Source organism: Azospirillum sp. TSO5 (assembly GCF_003116065.1).
GTDB lineage: Bacteria > Pseudomonadota > Alphaproteobacteria > Azospirillales > Azospirillaceae > Azospirillum.
In genome coordinates, this window is the sequence record NZ_LGQY01000069.1 from 1 (window position 1) to 19,804 (window position 19,804).

At 69.9% G+C, this 19,804-nt stretch carries 21 protein-coding genes; 9 read left to right on the forward strand and 12 right to left on the reverse strand.

Going from position 1 to position 19,804, the window contains the following annotated elements; translation table 11 throughout:
* Positions 1–248 precede the first annotated feature (248 nt).
* The 7 genes from TSO5_RS18435 to fliF form a co-directional block, all read right to left on the reverse strand.
* Positions 249–959, reverse strand: a complete 711-nt coding sequence (locus tag TSO5_RS18435; RefSeq protein ID WP_109152918.1) for a hypothetical protein — start codon at positions 957–959, stop codon at positions 249–251.
* Between the two features lie 30 nt (positions 960–989).
* Complete coding sequence (locus tag TSO5_RS18440; RefSeq protein WP_109152919.1) at positions 990–2,018, reverse strand: flagellar motor switch protein FliG; 1,029 nt, start codon at positions 2,016–2,018, stop codon at positions 990–992.
* Positions 2,019–2,027: 9 nt separating this feature from the next.
* A complete protein-coding gene (locus TSO5_RS18445) occupies positions 2,028–2,300 on the reverse strand; it encodes a hypothetical protein (protein WP_109152920.1) in 273 nt (90 codons plus the stop codon).
* Positions 2,301–2,304: 4 nt separating this feature from the next.
* Entirely contained in the window at positions 2,305–3,090 is a 786-nt protein-coding gene (gene fliP / locus TSO5_RS18450; RefSeq protein ID WP_109152921.1) for a flagellar type III secretion system pore protein FliP, read from the reverse strand.
* Between the two features lie 143 nt (positions 3,091–3,233).
* On the reverse strand, positions 3,234–3,572 hold the full coding sequence (gene fliN / locus TSO5_RS18460) for a flagellar motor switch protein FliN (protein WP_109152922.1): 339 nt from the start codon (positions 3,570–3,572) through the stop codon (positions 3,234–3,236).
* 21 nt (positions 3,573–3,593) lie between these two features.
* Entirely contained in the window at positions 3,594–4,268 is a 675-nt protein-coding gene (locus tag TSO5_RS18465; protein WP_109152923.1) for a flagellar assembly protein FliH, read from the reverse strand.
* Complete coding sequence (gene fliF / locus TSO5_RS18470; protein ID WP_247870817.1) at positions 4,268–5,986, reverse strand: flagellar basal-body MS-ring/collar protein FliF; 1,719 nt, start codon at positions 5,984–5,986, stop codon at positions 4,268–4,270. The genes TSO5_RS18465 and fliF overlap by 1 nt, the downstream gene beginning before the upstream one ends.
* Positions 5,987–6,174: 188 nt before the next feature.
* Between fliF and TSO5_RS18475 the strand changes: the two genes are divergently transcribed.
* Genes TSO5_RS18475 through TSO5_RS18500 form a run of 6 tightly spaced genes read left to right on the forward strand, consistent with a single transcriptional unit; the run spans position 6,175 to position 11,375 of the window.
* Positions 6,175–6,717, forward strand: coding sequence for a flagellar basal body-associated FliL family protein (locus TSO5_RS18475; protein ID WP_247870818.1), 543 nt, complete (start codon positions 6,175–6,177; stop codon positions 6,715–6,717).
* A 19-nt stretch (positions 6,718–6,736) separates the two neighbouring features.
* Positions 6,737–7,930: a flagellar motor switch protein FliM gene (gene fliM / locus TSO5_RS18480; protein ID WP_247870819.1), complete on the forward strand. Its 1,194-nt coding sequence runs from the start codon at positions 6,737–6,739 to the stop codon at positions 7,928–7,930.
* Positions 7,911–8,561: a DUF6468 domain-containing protein gene (locus TSO5_RS18485; RefSeq protein WP_109152925.1), complete on the forward strand. Its 651-nt coding sequence runs from the start codon at positions 7,911–7,913 to the stop codon at positions 8,559–8,561. The genes fliM and TSO5_RS18485 overlap by 20 nt, the downstream gene beginning before the upstream one ends.
* On the forward strand, positions 8,558–9,301 hold the full coding sequence (locus TSO5_RS18490; RefSeq protein WP_109152926.1) for a flagellar motor switch protein: 744 nt from the start codon (positions 8,558–8,560) through the stop codon (positions 9,299–9,301). The genes TSO5_RS18485 and TSO5_RS18490 overlap by 4 nt, the downstream gene beginning before the upstream one ends.
* 5 nt (positions 9,302–9,306) lie before the next feature.
* Complete coding sequence (locus TSO5_RS18495; RefSeq protein ID WP_109152927.1) at positions 9,307–10,686, forward strand: flagellar hook-length control protein FliK; 1,380 nt, start codon at positions 9,307–9,309, stop codon at positions 10,684–10,686.
* A 20-nt stretch (positions 10,687–10,706) separates the two neighbouring features.
* On the forward strand, positions 10,707–11,375 hold the full coding sequence (locus TSO5_RS18500) for a flagellar hook assembly protein FlgD (protein WP_109152928.1): 669 nt from the start codon (positions 10,707–10,709) through the stop codon (positions 11,373–11,375).
* Between the two features lie 176 nt (positions 11,376–11,551).
* Here the strand turns inward: TSO5_RS18500 and TSO5_RS18505 are convergent, their stop codons facing one another.
* Genes TSO5_RS18505 through flgF form a run of 5 tightly spaced genes read right to left on the reverse strand, consistent with a single transcriptional unit; the run spans position 11,552 to position 15,073 of the window.
* Positions 11,552–12,010 carry a hypothetical protein gene (locus TSO5_RS18505; RefSeq protein ID WP_109152929.1) on the reverse strand — a complete coding sequence of 153 codons (459 nt, stop codon included), beginning with the start codon at positions 12,008–12,010 and terminating at the stop codon, positions 11,552–11,554.
* A 45-nt stretch (positions 12,011–12,055) separates the two neighbouring features.
* Complete coding sequence (gene flgH, locus TSO5_RS18510; RefSeq protein WP_109152930.1) at positions 12,056–12,787, reverse strand: flagellar basal body L-ring protein FlgH; 732 nt, start codon at positions 12,785–12,787, stop codon at positions 12,056–12,058.
* 26 nt (positions 12,788–12,813) lie between these two features.
* Positions 12,814–13,527, reverse strand: a complete 714-nt coding sequence (flgA, locus tag TSO5_RS18515) for a flagellar basal body P-ring formation chaperone FlgA (protein WP_247870820.1) — start codon at positions 13,525–13,527, stop codon at positions 12,814–12,816.
* A gap of 5 nt (positions 13,528–13,532) precedes the next feature.
* Positions 13,533–14,318 carry a flagellar basal-body rod protein FlgG gene (gene flgG, locus TSO5_RS18520; RefSeq protein WP_109152932.1) on the reverse strand — a complete coding sequence of 262 codons (786 nt, stop codon included), beginning with the start codon at positions 14,316–14,318 and terminating at the stop codon, positions 13,533–13,535.
* A gap of 23 nt (positions 14,319–14,341) precedes the next feature.
* Complete coding sequence (gene flgF / locus TSO5_RS18525; protein WP_109152933.1) at positions 14,342–15,073, reverse strand: flagellar basal-body rod protein FlgF; 732 nt, start codon at positions 15,071–15,073, stop codon at positions 14,342–14,344.
* A 144-nt stretch (positions 15,074–15,217) separates the two neighbouring features.
* Here flgF and TSO5_RS18530 point away from each other — a divergent pair, with 144 nt between their 5' ends.
* The 3 genes from TSO5_RS18530 (at position 15,218) to TSO5_RS18540 (ending at position 19,709) form a co-directional block, all read left to right on the forward strand.
* The gene (locus tag TSO5_RS18530) at positions 15,218–17,698 is read left to right on the forward strand and encodes a hypothetical protein (RefSeq protein ID WP_109152934.1); all 2,481 of its coding nucleotides are present in this window, start codon (positions 15,218–15,220) and stop codon (positions 17,696–17,698) included.
* Positions 17,699–17,801: 103 nt separating this feature from the next.
* Positions 17,802–18,692: a flagellar motor stator protein MotA gene (motA, locus tag TSO5_RS18535; protein ID WP_109152935.1), complete on the forward strand. Its 891-nt coding sequence runs from the start codon at positions 17,802–17,804 to the stop codon at positions 18,690–18,692.
* A 6-nt stretch (positions 18,693–18,698) separates the two neighbouring features.
* Positions 18,699–19,709: a flagellar motor protein MotB gene (locus TSO5_RS18540; protein ID WP_109152936.1), complete on the forward strand. Its 1,011-nt coding sequence runs from the start codon at positions 18,699–18,701 to the stop codon at positions 19,707–19,709.
* The last annotated feature ends 95 nt before the right edge of the window (positions 19,710–19,804 follow it).

A 19,804-nucleotide genomic window follows, 5' to 3' on the forward strand; every position in this document is an offset into this window, starting at 1 on the left:
GGGGGGGGGGGGGGGGGGGGGGGGGATGCATCGGGTGGATTTAGTGGGGACCGGGGAGCGCGCGATGCTTGAGAATCCTCACCACGCATCCCCCTCACCCTAACCCTCTCCCCGCTTTCGGCGGACCTATGGTCCGCCTGTCGCGTCAGCGCAAACGAAGTTTGCGCGTGAGCGGGGGGAGAGGGGGCTTTTTCCACGTCAGGAGATCTATGCCTCCCTTAGACGCAGGGAAAGGTCGGAAGCCTTGGCTACAGCGCCAGATCGGACGACAGGGGCCGGTCCAGCCCCAGCCAGGCGTCGGCCAGCGGGCCGACGGTCAGCGCGCCGTCCAGCCGGCAGTCGGTCAGGGCGGCGCGGAAGGTCTCGTGAAGGTCGGCCAGGGCAGAGGACGGCAATCCCGTCGCCAGACGCAGGGTCACGTTCAGCCGGCGGCCGGCGAGCGTCGCCATCAGCTGCACCGGACCCAGCCGCTGCGGCCGGGCCTGAAGCACCAGGGTGATGCGGTCGGACAGGCCGTCTTCGATGCCGACGGCGCACAACAGGCTGTCGTCGCTGTCCAGAAGCGGCACGCGCGACAGCCGCCACAGCCGTCCGTCCACCGGCTGGAAGCGCGAGGCCAGCGCCCGGTCGCTGTCGTCGAGCAGCAGCCCGCCGTCGAGATCCTCCAGCCGGGCCGCCGCCTCCGGTCCCAGCCAGCCGCGGCAGCCGTCCGCCGTCGCCGCCAGGAACAGGGCGAGCGCGGCGCCGAAGGTCGAATCACAGCGCGGCAGGCATCCCCGCGCCAGCGCCGCATCGGCCGGCGACAGCGAATCGAGCAGGTCGAGCAGGCGGCGCACGAGCGGTCCGGCCTCGTCCCCGTCATCCGTGGCGCGCGGGGCGGGTGACGGCGTCACGGCGAACTGCGCGGCCAGCAGCTCCGGCGGCGGCACATGCCGGGGGACGAGGTCGCGCGCTCCCATTCAGTTGGTTCCCATTGCTTGCCGTTCCGCTCAATAGACGACGGTATCGGCGTCGTCGGATTGCGGGATGATGATGGTGCCGTCGTCGGCCATCGCCTTGGCGACGCGGACGATCTCCCCCTGGGCGTCGTTGACGTCGCGCATGCGCAAGGGACCCATGTTCTCGATCTCGTCCAGCAGGATCAGGCGGGCGCGTTCCGACAGCACCGACAGGAAATGGTCGCGCTGGGCCGCCGGCGCCCCCTTCAGCGCGATGGCGAGCTGCCCGGTGTCGCAACGGCGGATCACCGCCTGCAACGACACGCGGTCCAGCCGCATCAGATCCTCGAAGGTGAACATCAGCTGCTTGATGCGCTGGGTCGGCTCCGGCATCACCGTTTCCAGATCGTCGAAGATCTCGGTCAGCGTCTCGCGGTCGATGCGGTTGAAGATGTCGGCCATCCGCTCCAGCGAATCGTTGCCGTGGGTGCGGGCATAGTTCGCCATGAACTCGTTGTGCAGGATCGATTCGATGTCCAGCAGCACCTCGCGCTGCACCGATTCGATCTGGATCATGCGCTCGATCACCTCGGTGCGGATGGCGGGGGGCAGCAGGACCAGCACCTTGGCGGCATGGTCGGCGCGCATCTTGGACAGGATGACCGCCGCGGTCTGGGGATATTCGCCGGCAAGATAGCTGGCGAGCACCCCCTCGTTCACGTTGGACATCTTCTCCCACATGGTGCGGCCGGCGGGGCCGCGGATCTCGCCCATGATCTCCGTCACGCGGTCGGCCGGCAGGAAGCGGTTCAGCATCCGCTCCGTGCTGTCATAGGAACCGACGACCGACCCGGCATTGGCGAAGCGTTCGGTGAAGATGCGCATCAGCGTCTCCACCAGATTGGAGGTGACGTTGCCGAGAGTCGCCATCGCCCGGCTGACGAGGCGGATTTCATCCTCGTCCAACCGTTCCATCAGCCGTGAGCCGCGCTCCTCGCCCAGCGCCAGAAAGATGACGGCGCTTTTCTCGATGCCGGTCAGGCTCTTGTAGTTCTCACGGATCTTGATCGGCGATCCCATGGCGTCACCTCAGAAGGAATAATCGGCGGAGGGGGCGGAGGGCGGGGCGGTACCGGACGCGTCGGCCGGCGGCAGGGCCAGAGCACGGTCGTGGCGGAAGGCGACCGCCATCACCGCACCGGCCACCAGCAGCAGCGGGTGCGGGATCAGCGGGTTGGGGTCGAGGGCGGCCAGCAGCCCGGCGACCGAGCCGTCCTCCGGCACCGCGACGCCACGGCGGCGGGCCAAGGCGAGAAGGCTGTCGGCGAGGCTGGCAGGGGGGCTGGCGGGAGCGTCGTCCATCGGCTCAAACCCCGTAGGAGCGGATCAGGCTGCCGGCGATCAGGAACCAGCCGTCGGTCAGCACGAAGAAGATGATCTTGAAGGGCAGCGCGATCATCACCGGCGGCAGCATCATCATGCCCATCGCCATCAGGATCGCCGCCACCACCATGTCGATCACCAGGAAGGGCAGGAACAGCAGGAAGCCGATCTCGAAGGCACGACGCAGCTCCGACAGCAGGAAGGCTGGCATCAGCAGCCGCAGATCGACGCTTTCCGCCGTCACCGGGCGCTCGTCCTTAGCCGGTGCCGTATCTTCGGTGGCCGGCTTCGGCTTTGCCGTGAAGGCGGCGAAGGCGGCGAGGTCGCGTTCGCGGACATGGGAGGCCATGAAGCCGCGGAACGGCTCGATCATGCGCTCCAAGCCCTGTTCCTGGGTGACCTGCTCGTTCAGCAGCGGGCGCAGGCCGTCCTGCCAGGCGCTGTCGATCACCGGCCCCATGATGTGGAAGGTCAGGAACATGGCGAGGCTGACCAGCACCATGTTCGGCGGCGACTGCTGCAGGCCCAGCGCGGAGCGCAGCAGCGACAGCACGACGATGATGCGGGTGAAGCAGGTGACCATGATCAGCAGGCCGGGCGCGACGCTGAGCACCGTCAGCAGCACGATGCCCTGGACGATCCGCCCCGACAGGCTGGCGCCGTCCGTCAGCGATCCCAGCGCGCCCAGGTTGAGGTCGAGCGGCGCCGCCGCGGCGGGGCCGGCGGCGAGGAGGAGGGCCAGGAGGAGGATCAGGGGGCGGAGGCGCATGCGGGGGCTTTCGGGGGGCTCCCCCTCTCCCCCCCGGGGAGAGGGTCGGGGTGAGGGGGATGCATAAGTAGGATTCTCGGAAAAGGGCCGCCGCGCGTCCCCCTCACCCTAACCCTCTCCCCGGGGGGGAGAGGGGATTCAGCTCAATCGATCTCCAGCTCCGTGCGCACGATCTCGGTCAGCGTCACGCCCAGCCGCTGGTCCTCGACGATCACCACTTCGCCGCGGGCGACCAGACGGTGGTTGACCAGGACCTCGACCGGTTCGTCCACCTTGCGCTCCAGCTCCAGCACGGCGCCGCGGCCGAGCTTCAGCAGTTGCGCCACCAGCATGCTGGTGCGGCCAAGGACGACCTGAACGTCCACCGGCACGTTGTAGATCGCGTTCATAGGGCCGTCGTAAGGCTTGTCGCCAATCCTGTCCGGGGCCTTCTCAGCCTGCTTGGGATCGTCGTCGAGCATGTCGAGGTTCAAGGGAGGCATGAGGGTTCTCGCTTCGGATCGTTAAAGGTCGGAGGACAGCGCCGGTGTCAGGGCGGCGGCGGCGCGGTCGGTGAGGTCGGCGACGGCGGCCTCGATGGCGGCGGGATCGCGGCGGAGGGAGCCGGCGCCCCAGCTCGCCTCCACGGCGCCCACCGCCAGCGCCGGGTCGCCCTGGATATCGAGACGGCCCTGGAAGACGCCCTGCCCGGCCAGCCGCTCCTCCAGCGGGTGGCAGAGCAAGGGGTGAAGGCGCAGGGTCAGCACGGGAGCCTGTCCGGCGGCGCGCAGGGCGTCGGCGGCGAGACGCTCGACCTCGGCACGGGCGATCTGATCGAGCAGGCGCGGCGCCATGCGGCGGACCAGCGCCAGCAGCACGAAGGCGCCCTGGGCCTCCAGCCGCTCCATCAGGGCGGCATGGTCGGCGTCGAGCGCCGCCATCCGCTGGGCCAGTTGGTCGAGGGTGGCGGACAGCTCCGCCTCGATGCGGCGGGCAGCGGAGAGTTCGCCGTCGCGGCGGCCCTGGGCGAGGCCCTCGGCCAGCGCTGTCTCGCGGGCCTTGTCCAGCGCCGCCCGGTGCTCGCGTTCCGACAAAGTCGGCAGGTCGAGCGGGTCGGCGATCTCTACCTCGGCAGGCTCCGCGACCGCGACGGGGGCGCCGAAGCTGTGGTCGAAGCGGTAGCGTGGGTAGGCAGCCATCACGCCACCTCCTCATAGAGCCAGGAGCGCAGGATATCGATGGCCTCGTCCGGATACTGGTCGACCAGCTCGCCCAGCCGGCGGATGGAGGAGGCGCGGACGCGGCCCTCGACGGTGCGCAGCTCGATCAGCTGGTCCATCGTCTCTTCGATGCCCAGCTGCGGCGCCATCGGGGCGGCGGCCAGGGCGGGGTCGGCTTCCTCGCCGTCAGAGGGCAAAGCACCGGCGGCGGCGGTTGCCGCATTGGCCGGGCCGGTCAATTGCGGCATGGCGCCGCCGGCCGGGGCGGCCAGCGCCGGGGCTTCCGCCACCACCGGCTCGGGGGCGGGGAAGACGCGGCGGATCAGCGGACGCAGGCCGACCAGAATCACCAGGGCGGACAGCACCAGCAGGATCACCCACTGGATCAGCGTCATGATGTTGCGGGTCAACGTCTCGGCGATCTCGTCGCCCAGCGGACGGGGGGCGAGGTCGGGCGCCAGATCGACGAATTCCAGATTGTCCACCGTAACCCGGTCGCCGCGCGCCTCGCTGAAGCCCATGGCGGAGCGGACCAGCTCGCTTAGGCGCTGAAGCTCTTCCGCGCTGCGCGGCTCGTACTGGCGGGTGCCGTCGGCGGCGGTCTTCCAGGTGCCGTTGACCAGCACGGCGACGCTGAGGCGGCGGACGTCGCCGGGCTCGATCACCGTTTCGCGGCTGACGTTGGAGATCTCGTAATTGACCGTCTCCTCCTGCCGCTTGCTGTCGTTGGAGGATTGCGGGCCTTGCGACTGGGCGCGGACGTCGCGCTGCGGCAGGTTCTGTTCGGCGGTGACCGGCGGCTCGCCGTTGGTGTCCTGGCTGCGGTCCTGCTCCTGCACGGTCTGGGTGGAACGGACGACCTGGCTGTTGGGGTCGAAGGTCTGGCTGCGCACCACCTCGCGCTTGGTCTCCACCTCGGCGGCGACCTGGACGCGGACGTTGCCGGCGCCGAGACGGGCGGTCAGCATCTGCTCCACCGCGCGGGCGACGCGGGTTTCCGCCGCGACGCGCAGTCCGTCGGTGCGGGCCGAGGCCAGCCCGGGGCCGTCATCCTCGGTCAGCAGAAGCTCGCCGGAGGCATCCATCACCGTCACGGCGCTGGGCTTCAGGTTGGGCACGGCGGCGGAGACGAGGTGGCGGATCGACAGGGCCTGCTTGCGGTCCATCGATCCCCGGCCGCGCATGCGCACCACCACCGACGCGGTCGGCTTGGGGGCGTTGCGCGAGAACTCCTCGCGTTCCGGCAGGACGATGTGGACGCGCGCCGCCTCGACGCCGGACAGCGTCTCGATGGTGCGGCCGAGTTCGCCCTCCATGGCGCGCAGGCGGTTGATGCGCTGCATGAAGCTGGTGATGCCGAGCGGCTTGTCGGTGTCGAACAGCTCGTAGCCGACGCCGCCGTGGGACGGCAGGCCCTTTTCCGCGAGCGCCATGCGGACGCGGGAGACGTCGGCCTGCGGCACGCTGATCGTCGTGCCGTCGAAGCCGGCGTTGACCGGCACGCCCATCTCCTGCACCGCCTTGGCGATGCGGCCGGCCTCCGCCGGTTCCAGGCCGCTGTAGAGCGCGGTCATGTGCGGCTGCGACAGCAGCAGCGCCATGCCGGCGACGGCCAGGACGATGCCGAGCCCGGTGCCCGCCAGGACGAGCAGCCGACCGCGCCCCAACGACCGCAAGGTGTCGATCAGACTGTCCACGGTTCCCCGCACCTTTAAAGTTTCTGAAAATCGGCGGGCCTAGTCTTCGCCCTGCACACCCCGTCACGCTAACGGCGCGACTTTTAAGCGGAGTAAAAAACGGGAGCGGTGCTGAAGACAAAACTTCTAAAACTTTACCCGTTTCTTGATTGACTAAAATTTTCGGCAATGTCCGGCGGGATGGAGCGATGATTACACGACTTGGCATCGCAGGTACGGCGGCGGCGCGGGGCGAAGTCCTGAACAGGCTGCGCGGGTCGGGGCGGATCCTGGTGATCGCCCTGCCGGTCGCCCGGCTGCTGGCAGGATTGGTGGCGCTGGGCGCGGTGGCGGCGGCCGGGATCGGCGGCTATTGGCTGGCGGCGGGCACTGAAGCCGTCGAGCGGTTGTGGGTGCCATCGGCGGAGACCACGCCGGCCGACGTGGTGGTCGACATGCCGGAACTGGTCGTCAACCTGCGCCGCGACACGCCGTCCCGCTTCCTGAAGATCGGACTGTCGCTGACCGTCGCCCACAACGACCGCCAGGCGCTGGAACAGGCAATGCCGCAGCTGACCGACAGCCTGCAGGAATTCCTGCGCAACCTGGACCAGGACGACCTGGAAGGGTCGGCCGGGCTGCACCGCCTGCGCAGCGAGATCAGGCGCCGCTTCAACCTGATCCTGTCCGACCCCGCCGGCCGGCGCGACGTCGTCACCGACGTTCTGCTGCGCAGCCTGCTCACGCAATAGCGACCTCCAGAGGCACCGGATGACCGACACCCCCGCCCCGATCACCCCGTCCATGGCCGCCCCATCCATGGCCGCCCCTCAGCCCGTTGAGGTCGAGGATGCGGACTGGTCCGACGCCGCGTGGGAACTGGCCGCGGCACAGCAGACCGCCGCGCCCGCTCCGCCCGCCGCAGCAGAGGCCGCAGAGGCCGAGGCAATGGCCGAGGCGATGCAGCAGGCGCTGAGCGGCGAGACCAAGACGCTGAGCCAGGAGGAGATCGACCGGCTGCTGAATTTCGGCGCGCCGGAAGGCGGCGGGCCGGAGATGAGCGCCATCCAGCGGCTGGTCAGCTCGACCACGGTCAACAAGGACCGGCTGCCGATGCTGGACGTGGTGTTCGACCGCATGGTGCGGATGCTGAACACCTCGCTGCGCCAGTTCGCCTCCACCAACGTGGAGGCGTCGCTGTCGAAGATCGAATGGCTGCGCTACACCGATTTCCAGGACGCCATCGAGTTGCCGGCCCTGATCGGCGTCGCCCGCGCCGAGCCGTGGGACAACCAGATGCTGGTGACCATCGACAGCGCGCTGATCTATTGCATGATGGACGTGCTGCTGGGCGGGCGGCGGTCCAGGCCGGGGCGGATCGACGGGCGCGCCTACACCTCCATCGAACGCAAGATGACCGAGCGGATGATGAAGGTGGTGCTGCAGGATCTGGGGCAGTCCTTCGATCCGCTGGCGCAGGTCGATTTCGTCTTCGACCGGCTGGAGGTGAACCCGCAGTTCGCCACCATCACGCGCGCCACCAACGCCATCATCCGCGTGCGCATCGCCGTGGAGGTGGAGCGCCGCACCGGCCACATCGACATCGTCATCCCCTATGCCACGCTGGAGCCGATCCGCGGCAAGCTGGTGCAGATGTTCATGGGCGAGAAGTTCGGCCATGACACCGTGTGGGAAAGCCATCTGAAGAACGAGCTGATGCGCTCCAAGCTGGAGCTGGTCGCCGTGCTGGCGGAGACCAAGGTGCCGTTGGGCGAGGTGCTGGCCTGGCAGAAGGGCCAGTCGCTGAAGCTGCGCATCAATCCCGATTCCACCGTCCTGGTCTTCAGCAAGACCATCCCGCTGTTCGCCGGACACATGGGACAGCGCAACGACAACATCGCGGTGAAGATCGACACCGATCTCGACACCAAGCAGGAGCTGATCGATGGTCTCCTTTCTCATTGACGCGGCCCTGGCGGTGATGCTGGTCACGGCGACCGCCTATCTGGTCATCGTCAACAAGCGGCTGAAGCTGCTGCGCACCGGCCAGTCCGAGATCAACGCCCTGGTGTCGACCTTCTCCAAGTCGATCGACGACACCGACGCCTCGATGAAGCGCATGGTGGCCTCGGCGACCGAGATCGCCGCCCGGCTGTCCGACGATCTCGACCGCGCCAAGGGCATGAAGGAGGACATGGCGCTGATCCTGGGCTCCTGCGAGCGCACCACCGCGCGCATGGAGGAGTCGGTCCAGCATGCCCGCGCCCTGCTGCGCCGCCTGGACGAGGGCGCCATGGTGAGCACCATGGGGCGCTCCATCCGCAACCGGGCGCGGGTGGAAGGGGCGGATGCCGTCGAGGGCGTGGTGAAGCCGGCCGAGGAGGCGACAGAGGCTGCGGCAAGCTCCCCCCTGGTGTCGGCGTTGAAAGCGGCCGAGGTCGATCATGGCGAGTTCCGGGCGCTTGAAACCGCTCTGCGCGCGGTGGCGGGCCAGCCTGCCGAAGCTGTGGCTCCCGCTCCCACCGGTCCGGCGAAGGCGGCGGCCAGCGCCTTCTATGCGCGGCTGCGCACTGTCGGGTCGGAGGCGTCGGCATGATTCCGCGCATCCTGCCCATCACCCTGGTCGCCGTGCTGATGGTGCTGCCGCTGAAGCTCGGCGCTTTGGTCGATGGCTTCCCGGTGATCGCCCAGCAGTTCGACCGCGAGTTCGGCGCCCATGAACGGCCCTGGGCAACCGACCTGAAGGCGACGGATCCGAAGGCGGCCGATTCCGCACCCGCTCCGGCACCCGCTCCGCTGCCGGTTTCGACGCCGGTCGCCGAGGTGCCGCCGCCGGTGGCGCTGGCGCCGCCGAACTGCACCGATCCGCTGCTGCGCGCCGCCATCGACGAGCAGAAGGCCGACAGCGCCGGCCGGCAGAACCGCCTGCGCGAGGCCGAAGCGGTGCTAGCCGCCACGGAGGCGCGGGTCGGCACGCAGATCCAGCGGCTGAACGGCGTGAAGCGCGAGGTCGAGGCGCTGATGACCCAGCGCTCCACCCTGCAGCAGGAGGATTTGAAGCGGATGGTGTCGATCTATGAGGCGATGAAGCCGCGCGACGCCGCCCGCATCCTGACCGACATGGAAACCGACATCGTGGTGGACGTGCTGGACCGCATCGCCGAGCGGCGCGCCGCCCCGATCCTGGCCGAGATGGCCGACGCCAAGGCGCGCGAGGTGACGCGGCTGATCCTGCAGCGCCGCGCCCTGCCCGGCGACCGCAAGGCCGCTCCGGCGGTGGTGGGGGCCGCGGTTCCCGTCACCGCCGGCATTCCGCGCCCCACCCTGACGAATTGAGCGCCATGACCAGCATGCCCGATGCCGTCTCGGCTCCGCCCCGGCCGGCCGCAACCTCCGCTTCGGCCCAGCGTGGCGGCTCGTCCGGCGACGACGCGCGCGACGAGGACTTCGCCAGTCTGGTGGATGAGGCCACGGAGGAGGAACCCGACGACGGCACCCGCCCCGACCGGCTGCGCAAGCGCAAGGAGCCGCGAGCGGACGACCCCGTCGCCGCGCAGGGTGCGATCACCCAGGCGGTGGTGCAGGCGAGCGGCACCGACGCCCCGTTGATGCCGTGGATGGTGGCCGCCGCTCCGGCGACGCCGCCAACCGCTGCACCGACGGCAACGGTCGGCAAGGCGACGACGCCGGGTTCCGCCGCTCCGCAGGCGGCAGGGCCGGCCGGCGAGGCCAAGCACCCTGCCGGGCAGACCGCCGCGACCGCACCGGCAACCGCGCCGCAACCGGCGCCCACCCCGTCCACACCCAATGCGCCGGCCGGACAGGCCGAAACGGCGGCGCCCGCTGCCGCCGATGCCGCGGCACAGGGCGGTGCCGATCGGACCGCCGAGGCGCCGGCGCCGCTCCAGACCGTGCAGGCCAGCTTGCCGGCCATGGCCGCCGCAGCGCCGAATACGTCTGCCGAAGCGCCCCCCTCCCCGGACGGGCGCGAGAGCCGGCGCGATGAAAGCAGCGATCCCCGTACCGCGGTCCGCGGCGCGCATGGCGCCGGCCGTCAGGGCGCCACCGCCGGCAAGGCCGAGCAGACCGCCGGCGCGCCTGCCGCCCCTCAATCCGCACTGCCCGGGCAGCCGGCCCCCGATGCCGGCCCTGCCCTCGCCGGCCTGGATCCCGCCCCGCCCTTCTCCGCTCCGCCGAGCGCGGGCAGCGGCGATGCGGCAGCCACGGGGTTCGAGGCGGTGCCGACGCTGCCGGCCCAGGCGGCCACCCACTATGCCGCCGCCGCGGCCTCCGGCCGGGCCGCCACCGCGCACAGCCCGGCGATGGCGCAGTTGGCCGCCCCGCTGGTCCGTGTGGCGGAGAGCGGCGGCGGCGAGTTCCACATCGACCTCGCCCCGGCGGAGCTTGGCCGCATCCGCGTCGTCGCCGACGTCAGCGACGGCAAGGTCTCGCTGACCGTCCAGGCCGAACAGGCCGACACGCTGGCCCTGCTGCGGCGCGACCTGACGCAGCTGGAACGCGCGCTCGGCGATGCCGGGCTGTCGCTCGACAGTTCCAACCTGCAGTTCTCGCTTCAGGGCGACGGGCAGTCGCGCGGATTCGCCGCTCCCGACCGGGACGGCAGCTCCGGCGGCTGGCGGGTACCGGCCGAGGCCATTCCCGAAGCCGTTTCCGACCGGCCGCTGCGCCCGATCGACGGGCTGGTCGACGTCACCGTCTGAACAGGAAAGACTTTCCCGCCATGACCACCACGCCCAGCACCGGCCTGATGACCGCCGCGAAGACGAACGCGGCGGCTGCCACGGAAGAGATCAAGAAGCCCACCGTTGATTACGAATCCTTCCTGAAGCTGCTGACCGCCCAGCTGCGCAACCAGGACCCGCTGGCCCCCATGGACGCCACCCAGTTCATGACCCAGCTGGCGCAGCTGTCGACGGTGGAGCAGTCGATGCGCTCCAACGACACGTTGGGCAAGGTGCTGGACACGCTGAAGAGCAGCGGCATGCGGATGGACATGGCCCTGCTCGGTCGCAAGGTGGAGGTGGCGTCCGATCAGCTGTCGCTGACCGACGGCAAGGCGCAGGCCGCCTACACGGTCGAGGGCACGCCGGCCAGTGTGAAGCTGGAGGTGCTGACCAGCACCGGCAGCGTCGTCTACAGCAGCCCCGGTTCGCTGAAGACGGGCCGGCAGGTCTTCGACTGGACCGGCAGGACGGCGAGCGGCGGCACCGCGCCGGACGGCGTCTATACGCTGCGGGTGACGGCGAAGGACAAGGACGGCAAGGCGCTGAACACCGCGACCGTCGTCACCGACACGGTGGCGGAGGTGCGCAGCGTCGACGGCGCCAGCAAGTTCGTGCTGAAGAATGGCGCCACGGTGGATTCCGGCGCGGTGCTGTCGGCGTCGTGAGGTGTGGCATGCCCTCTCCCGTCCAGGGAGAGGGAGGGGACCCGCGCCGAAGGCGTGGGGAGGGTGAGGGGTGATCCGAACATGGATTTCGATCCTTGGATCACCCCTCACCCTTCCCATGCTCTGCATGGGCCCCTTCCCTCTCCCGGGGCGGGAGAGGGAGGCTTTCAGAGGTATTACAGCCGCGTGTTGTCCTGGCGCAGCAGGCGGTCGATCAAAACTGAGCGAATCGGCTGGGCGCTTTCCCGGCCAAAGGAGCCGTTGGCACCAGCTAGGAGCGCGGTGGCGACGCCTTGCGGATCGACCGCCGGGCCGTTGAAACGGCCGTGGCCGGCGAGGTCAAACAGGGACTCCAGCATGGCGCTGCGGGCGTGCGGCAGGCGGCGGCGGACCAGAAGGGCGTCGTCGGCGCTGGACGCCTCCAGCGTGACCTGGGTCAGGATGAAGGCGATGGTCCGCCCGCGCTCCAGCATCGGCACGACCAGCTGGCCGGCCTCGACGTAATAGGGGCCGCCGACGACCGGTTCGGCGGGAGCGGCGGGGGCGGAGTCTTGTGGGGCCTTGATGCGGCCGAAGCCGTAGCCGCCGGCGAAGGCGAGCATCGCGGCCACGGCGAACAGCAGGACGGCTTTCATGGCGCGGGTTCCCGAACAGGCCGGATCATCAGAAGGGCCAGATCATCAGAAGGGTAGAATCACGTCCAGCACCTGCTGGCCGTAGCGCGGCTGCTGAACGTCGGTGATCTGGCCGCGGCCGCCATAGGTGATGCGCGCCTCGGCGATCTTGTCGTATTCGATGGTGTTGGCGTTGCTGATGTCCTCGGGGCGGATGACGCCGGCGATGCGCATCTCGCGCAGTTCGTAGTTCACCCGCACCTCCTGCCGGCCGGCGATGACGAAGTTGCCGTTGGGCAGCACCTGGGTCACCACGGCGGCGACGCGCATGGCGATGCGTTCGTTGCGCTGGATGGTGCCGTTGCCGCTCGACGTGCTGGAACTGTCCAGGTCCACCAGATTGGCCGGGTCGACCGCGTCGGGCAGCACGGCGGGAAGGCGGCTTTCCAGCCCGAAGAAGTTGGGCAGCCCGGCCTTCTCGTTGTTGGTGCGCCCGCGCTGGGTGCTGTTGCGCAGCTGAGCCTGGTCGGAGATGTCGATGACCACGGTCAGCAGGTCGCCGACCGCCTTCGCCCGAGGGTCGCGGAAGAAGTCGCGCGATCCGGTGCGCCAGAGCGAACTTGGGATCTGCTCGGCCGTTGAGGGCCGCGGCATCGGAAGCGAGATCACGCGGGCTTCCGGCTGCAGCGCCGGGTTGGAAATCTCCGACAGGGTGGGAGCGCTGCCGATGTCGGCCAGCCGCGCGCAGCCGCCCGTCGCAAGCGAAAGCAGCAGGATGGGGACGAGCGCGGTGCGCATCTGGGAAGCTCCCTTCATCGGATATCTCAGGGCTTTGCTGCTTGCGGGACGCGCGGGCCACTCACCGAAACGGTCTCGGCCCCGGTGACGGTGCCGGTGACGACGGTGCTGCTGGCGATGTTCATGACGCGGACGGTGTCGCCGACGCCGCCCTCCTGCAGCGCACGCCCGCGGGCGGCCAGCAGCAGCGCGCCATCCTCGTAAACAAGCGTCACCGGCCGATTGCGCTGGACGACGATGGGCGCGCCGACCGAGCCGACCTGCACCAGGCGCCCGGTGGAGAGCTGGCGGCGCGGCGACTGGCCGATCAGCGAATCGGCCGAGGCGATGAAGCCGGTCCCGGCGCGGTCGAGCGACAGGCGGATGGTGGTCAGGTCGGACGCCTCGATGATCTCGCCCGGCCGGATACGGCGGACCGGCACCGGCATCGTCACCTCGACATCGGCCCGGCCGCTCAACTCGACGACATGGCCGCTGCTGAGGATGCGGGCCTGGAAGATGCCGGTGCGGGGGTCGAGGCCGATGTCGCGCACGGCATCCACCGGCCCATCGAAGGGGCGGCCCAGCGTCAGCGCCACCTGCGCGTCCGGCGGCACCGAGGGACCGAGGGAGGCCAGCAGTTCCTCCGCCAGCCGCGTCTCGACGGGATTGGGGACGGGACCGGCGGCGGCCGGGAGGGGAAGCGCCAGCATGGTCCCGAGCAGCAGGGCGGACAGTGGCCGGCGGAGGGCGTGCAGCACGGTCGTCACCGCATGTTGGTCATGGTGGAGGCCATCTGGTCGCCGGCCTCGATCACCTTGGCGTTCATCTCGTAGGCGCGCTGGGCGGAGATCAGCTCGGTGATTTCCTGCACGACGTTGACGTTGGAGGATTCCAGATACTTCTGGCGGATGGTGCCGAAACCGGCTTGGCCGGCCAGGCCCTCCTGCGGTTCGCCCGACGCCGGGGTGGCGCGGAACAGGTTGTCGCCCAGAGCCTCCAGCCCGCTGTCGTTGACGAACACCGTCATCGCCAGCTGGCCCTGGTTGACCGGCTGGGTCTTGCCGTCGACATAGGCCAGCACCTCGCCGGAGCGGTTGATGACCACCTCGCGCGTGCCCTGCGGCACGGTGATGCCGGGGGCGACGGTGAAGCCGTCGGCGGTGACGATGGTGCCCTCCGGCGACAGCTTGAAGCTGCCGGCGCGGGTGTAGACGGTCTCGCCGCCGGGCTGGGTCACGTTGAAGTAGCCGCGCCCCTCGATCGCCAGATCCAACTCGTTTCCGGTGGAGGTCAGGTTGCCGGTGGTGTTGATGCGGTTGACCGAGGTCGGCCGCACGCCCAGCCCCACCTCGACGCCGGTCGGCACGATGGTGCCGCTGTCGGTCGACTGGCTGCCCTGCCGGCGCTCCGCCTGGTACATCAGGTCCTGGAATTCGGCGCGCGAGCGCTTGAAGGCCGTGGTGTTGATGTTGGCGATGTTGTTGGAGATGACCTCGACGTTCATCTGCTGGGCCATCATGCCGGTGGACGCGATGCTGAGCACGCGCATGGACTGACTCTCCCTTTGAAACTTTAAGAGGATTTGCCGAGGCGGTTGATGGCGGAGCGCAGAAGGTCCTGCCCGTCGTCCACCATCTTGGTCACCGCCTGATAATCGCGGGTCAGGTCCATCATCCGGCCGATCTCGACGATGCCCTGCACGTTGGAGCGCTCGACCTTGCCTTCGACCAGACGGGTGTCGGGTGCGGGGCGCGCCTCCATGCCGTCGGCCGGTTCGAACAGCAGGTCGCCGGTCTGCTTCAGCGCCTGCGGGTTGTCGAAGCGCGAGACGGCGATGCGGGCGATCACGTTGCCGTCGGCCGACAGCAGCCCGTCCGAGCCGATGGTTACGGTGCTGCTGTCCGACGGGATGGCGATGGGCCGGCGGCCGTCGTCCAGCACCGGGTAGCCGTTGGGGCCGACCAGCGTGCCGTCGGCATCGCGGCGCAGCCGGCCGTCGCGGCTGTAGCGCACGCCGTCCGGCGTCTGCACCGACAGGAAGCCGTCGCCGTCCAGCGCCACGTCATAGGGGTTGCCGGTCTCGGTAAAGGCGCCGGCGCGCAGATCCGTATAGGTGGAGCGGTCGATGGTGAAGGCGATGCGGTCGGTCGGCTTGCGCCCACCGGTCTCCATCGCCGCTTCGAACAGGGTGCGTTCGCCACGGAAACCGACCGTATTCATGTTGGCGACGTTGTTCGCCACGACGTCCAGCTGCCGCCGCAGCGCCATCTGGCGCGACAGTCCGATGTAAAGCTGGTTCTCCATCGCCGAACACTCCGGTTTTGAACTCCGCCTTAATCTGGACGAGGCAGTTTAAAGCCGGGTTTCAACCTGAGCCGGTCCGGCGGATGCCTTGCCGGTCTTGGCTCAGGTTTGGCGATCATTTCGATAAAATGCGAGACGACTGTGATGAAACGGCGCCCGGGGAACGCACTGACGCTTGGTTCGACGCTGGTTCTCGCCCTGCTGTCGGGGACGGCGCAGGCCGCGACCGTCCGTGCGCAGCTGGGCGACCATGGCGACTATTCGCGGCTGGTGCTGTCGGTGCCGAAGGGAGTGGCGCCGGTGGCGGTCGTTGACGGCTGCGTGTTGCGCATCAGCGTGTCCGATCCGCTGCGCTGGCCACTGGCGAGTTTGCGCGACAGCTTCTCGCGCAGGCTGTCGGATTTCGTGACGGCTGATGGAGGACGCAGCCTGACCGCGACGGTGCCCTGCGGCGCGCGGGTGGCGAGCGTCTTGGAGCGCCGGAACCTGATCGTCGATGTCGGCGGGCCGCCGGTTCCGGGGGTGAAGCCGGGGGTGGGGGATGGGGCGGTGGAGGTGGCGGCGGAGATGGTTGTGGCTGGTGGGGAGGTGCCGAAGGTTCCGCCGTCCGTCGGTGTCGCTGAAGTCGTTGAAGCGCTGAACCCGATCGGCACGGCAAACGCTGCGGCGATGACTCTCCCTCTCCCGGCAGAGTCCCCTCTCCCCCCCGGGGAGAGGGTTAGGGTGAGGGGGGAGCGTGGCGAGGATTCTCGGGAAAAGCACGAAGTGCGTCCCCCTCACCCCGACCCTCTCCCCGGGGGGGAGAGGGAGAGTCCTCCCCTCCCCGTCGTCGCCAGCCTGGAAAGCGAAGTCCAGGATAGCATCCAGAAGACCCTGCGCCAGCTTGAGCGCATGCCGGACCGCACACCGAAACCCGCGACGCAGGCCGCCGAGCCGCCCAAGCCGCCTGCCCCGCCGCCAATCGCCGCGATGGACCTCGCCGGCTGGGCCGGGGAGGATTTCAACCGCAGGCGCGAGGTGCTGCAGGTCGCCATCGAAACGGCGCGGGGCCGTGCGCGGGTCGAGGCGCAGATCGCGCTGGTCCGCTTCCTGCTCGCCCGCGCCATGGACGAGGAAGGGCGCGCGGCGCTGGAAACGGCGGGCAGCCTGTCGCCGGCGCCCGACCAGCGCTATGCCCTGCGCATCCTGGGCGACGCCTTCCGCGCGCTCGACCGCGAGGACGCGCCCGACGACAACCTGTTCGTCCAGCTGCCGGCCGGCGCCATGCCCGACCACAATGTCTGGCGCAGCGCGGCCCTGGCGCCGACCCGCTGGGCGGCGGCGAAGGAGGGGTTGCCGATCGCGTTGCGCCGGCTGCTGGACTATCCGGCCGACCTGCGCAGCCGGCTGCTGACCACGCTCGCCGCAGCGGCGGACGAGGCGGGGGACAGCGCGGCGCTGAACCTGATCGTGCTGGAGATGATCACCGTCGATTCGGCGGGGATGGCCGACGGCCGGCTCGATTATTTCCGCGGCCGGCTGGCGGAGCTGAAGGCGACGCCCGACGCGGCGCTGGAGCGGTACGACGCCGCGGCAGCCTTGCGCCGTGGTCCCTTCGCCCGCCGGGCGGAGGTGCGCGCCATCGAACTGCGTCGTGGCCTGGGCCGGCTGGACGAGGACGGCGCCATCAAGGCGCTGGAAGCGTTGCGCTTCGCCTGGCGCGGCGACGACGTCGAGACGGATGCGCTGGCGGCACTCGGCGGCGCCTATGCCCGCAGCGGCAGGACCGACGCGGCGCTCGACATCTTCGGCCTGCTGGGACGGCGCTTCGGCGCCACCGCACGCGGGCGCGACGCGCTGACGGCCGGGCGCAGCCTGCTGACCGCCGTGCTCGACCGGCTGGAGCAATCGCCGCCGGGCGGGCTCTATGCGCTGGCGCTCCAGGCGCGGCACGGGCGGCTGGTAACGCTGGCCGATACCGCCGACGGCGGGCTGCGCCGGCGCCTCGCCAGCCTGCTGCTGCGCGACGGCTATGGGGTGGAGGCGACCCGCATCCTGCATGCCTTGACCGAACGGGCGACCGGTCCGCGCCGGGCGGAGCTTGGCGCCACGCTGGCCCGCGCCCTGATCGACGGCGGGCGCGAGGGGGAGGCGCTGGACGTGCTGGCCCGCACCGGCGGTGCCGGACTGGAGCCGGGACTGGCCGAACGCCGGGCGCTGCTGCGGGCCGACGCACTGCTCGGCGACGGCGATACGGTGCGGGCGCTCGACGCGCTGCGGGGGTTGGGCGGGGCGGAGGCGGCGCGGCTGCGGGCGCAGGGGCTGTTCGCCGCCGGGGAATGGCGGGCGGCGCGGACCGCCTTCGCCGAACTGGCCGCCGAACGGGAGGCTACGGGAGCGGAGCCGACGGCGGACGATCTGGCCCTGCAGGGGCTGTCGGCCTATCTGGCCGGCGACCGCGATGCGACGCGCGGTTTCAGTGACGCTGAACGCGCGCGGCTGGCCGGCACCCGCTGGGCCGGACTGCTGGACGCGTTCGCCCCGCCGCCGGCCGACGGGCCGCTGCGCGCGGAGTCGGTGGAGCGCGACCTTGCCGCTGCCGGCGCGCTCGACCGGCTGGCGCGGGGATGGCGTTCGACTCACTGACCTTTGGGCCCTGATCCGTAAAGCCGCTTTAAACGGCGGGCTGTAGCGTCGGCGGACTGTTGCCCCCAATCGCGATGGCTGTTGCACATCCGGAGAAGAAGACATGCGCTTGATGTTCGGGTTGATCGCGGTGTTTGCCAGCGTGCTTGGCGGGTTCTATGCGATGGGCGGGCGGATGGCCGTGCTGTGGCAGCCGGTGGAGATCGTCATCATCATCGGCGCCGGCATCGGCGGCTTCGCCATCGCCAACAGCCCGTCTGTCCTGCGCGACACGCTGCGCGCCGTCGGCGCCATCGCCCGTGGGCGGACCACCCCGAAGAACGACTATCTGGACATGATCGCGCTGGTCTATGGCCTGCTGCGCGTCGCGAAGTCCAAGGGCATGTCGCAGATCGAGACCGACATCGACAAGCCGGCCGAAAGCCCGCTGTTCACCCAGTTTCCCAACGTCCTGCGCTATGACCGCTGCATCACCTTCCTGTGCGACTATCTGCGCCTGATCGCGCTGGGGCAGGACAACCCGCACGACCTGGAATCGCTGATGGCGGAGGAGCTGGACACGCTCGGCCGCGAGCTGAACCAGGTGCCGAAGGCCTTGCAGAACCTGGCCGACGCGCTGCCGGCGCTGGGCATCGTCGCCGCGGTGCTGGGCGTCATCAACGCCATGGGCGCCATCAGCGAGGCGCCGGAGGTGCTGGGCCATATGATCGGCGGGGCGCTGACCGGCACTTTCCTGGGCGTGCTGCTGTCCTACGGCATGGTCGGCCCGATCGCCAGCGCCGCCCGCCAGCGCCGCGAGTCGGAGCTGAACATGTATTTCTGCATCAAGGCGGCACTGTGCGCCTACCTGCGCGGCAGCCCGCCGCAGGTCTGCGCCGAATACGCCCGCAAGGTGCTGTACACCGACATCCAGCCCAGTCTGGCGGAGGTGGAGGTCGCCACCACGCTGTCGTCGTCGCAGGCCAAGACCCGCGACGGCCGTCAGGCGGCGTGACCGGCCATGCCGCGCAAGACCGCCCTCCCCCCGATCATCGTCAAGCGCCATCTCGCCAGCCATGACGAGGAAGAGCACAACGGCAGCTGGAAGCTGGCCTATGCCGACTTCGTGACGGCGATGATGACCTTCTTCCTGGTGATGTGGCTGATGAACATCACCACCACGGAACAGCGCAAGGGCATCGCCGACTACTTCAATCCGGTGGCAGTGTCGCAGAGCAACTCCGGTGCCGACGGCATGCTGGCCGGCCGTTCGGTCGACAAGAGCGGATCGCTGACCACCCCGAACGCTGCCGGCGATCAGGCGAGCCCGGTGGCCTCGCCGCCCGTTGTCGCCTCGGTCGGCGACAGCGACCGCCAGCCGGCCGGCCGCAAGGACCCGATGCCCCACCCGCCCGGCGGCACCGTTCCGCCGGTGGACCTGCTGCGCAATGCGACGGAGAGCGCGCCCGCGACGCCTGCCGCTCAACAGCCGGCGCCCGGCGTCAGCGCCACCCGCGCGGAGCTGGAGGCGCTGCTCGACCGCCAGTCCTCCGAACTGACGGAGCGGGTGGCGCTGGAGACACTGGAGCGCGACCTGCGCCAGCGCATCGCCGCCTCGCCGGACCTGAACGGCCTGCAGGGCAGTCTGGTGATTCAGCAGGTGCCGGAGGGCTTGCGTGTGCAGCTGACCGATCAGGCCCGCTTCTCGATGTTCAAGGTCGGCTCGGCGCAGATGAACGAGCCGGGACGGCGGCTGATGCGCATGGTGGCGTCGGCGCTGACGTCGGTGCCGAACCCGATCGGCATCACCGGGCACACCGATGCGCTCGGCTATGCGCCGGATGCGAAGTACGGCAATTGGGAACTGTCGAGCGACCGCGCCAACGCGGCACGGCGCGAACTGATCGCCAGCGGGATTCCGGGCGGGCGCATCGTCCGGGTGGAGGGGCGCGCGGATCTGGATCATTTCGGGGCGAGCGATCCGCTCGATCCCAGCAACCGGCGGATCAGCATCACGTTGCTGCGGCGGTAGGGGGAGTGTCGCAGTGGGTGCCCCCTCCCCATCCCTTGTATGTTGAGTTTGGCTTATAGTGTCTCCGACGGATCGAGCTGCTGGGGGTGGCCACC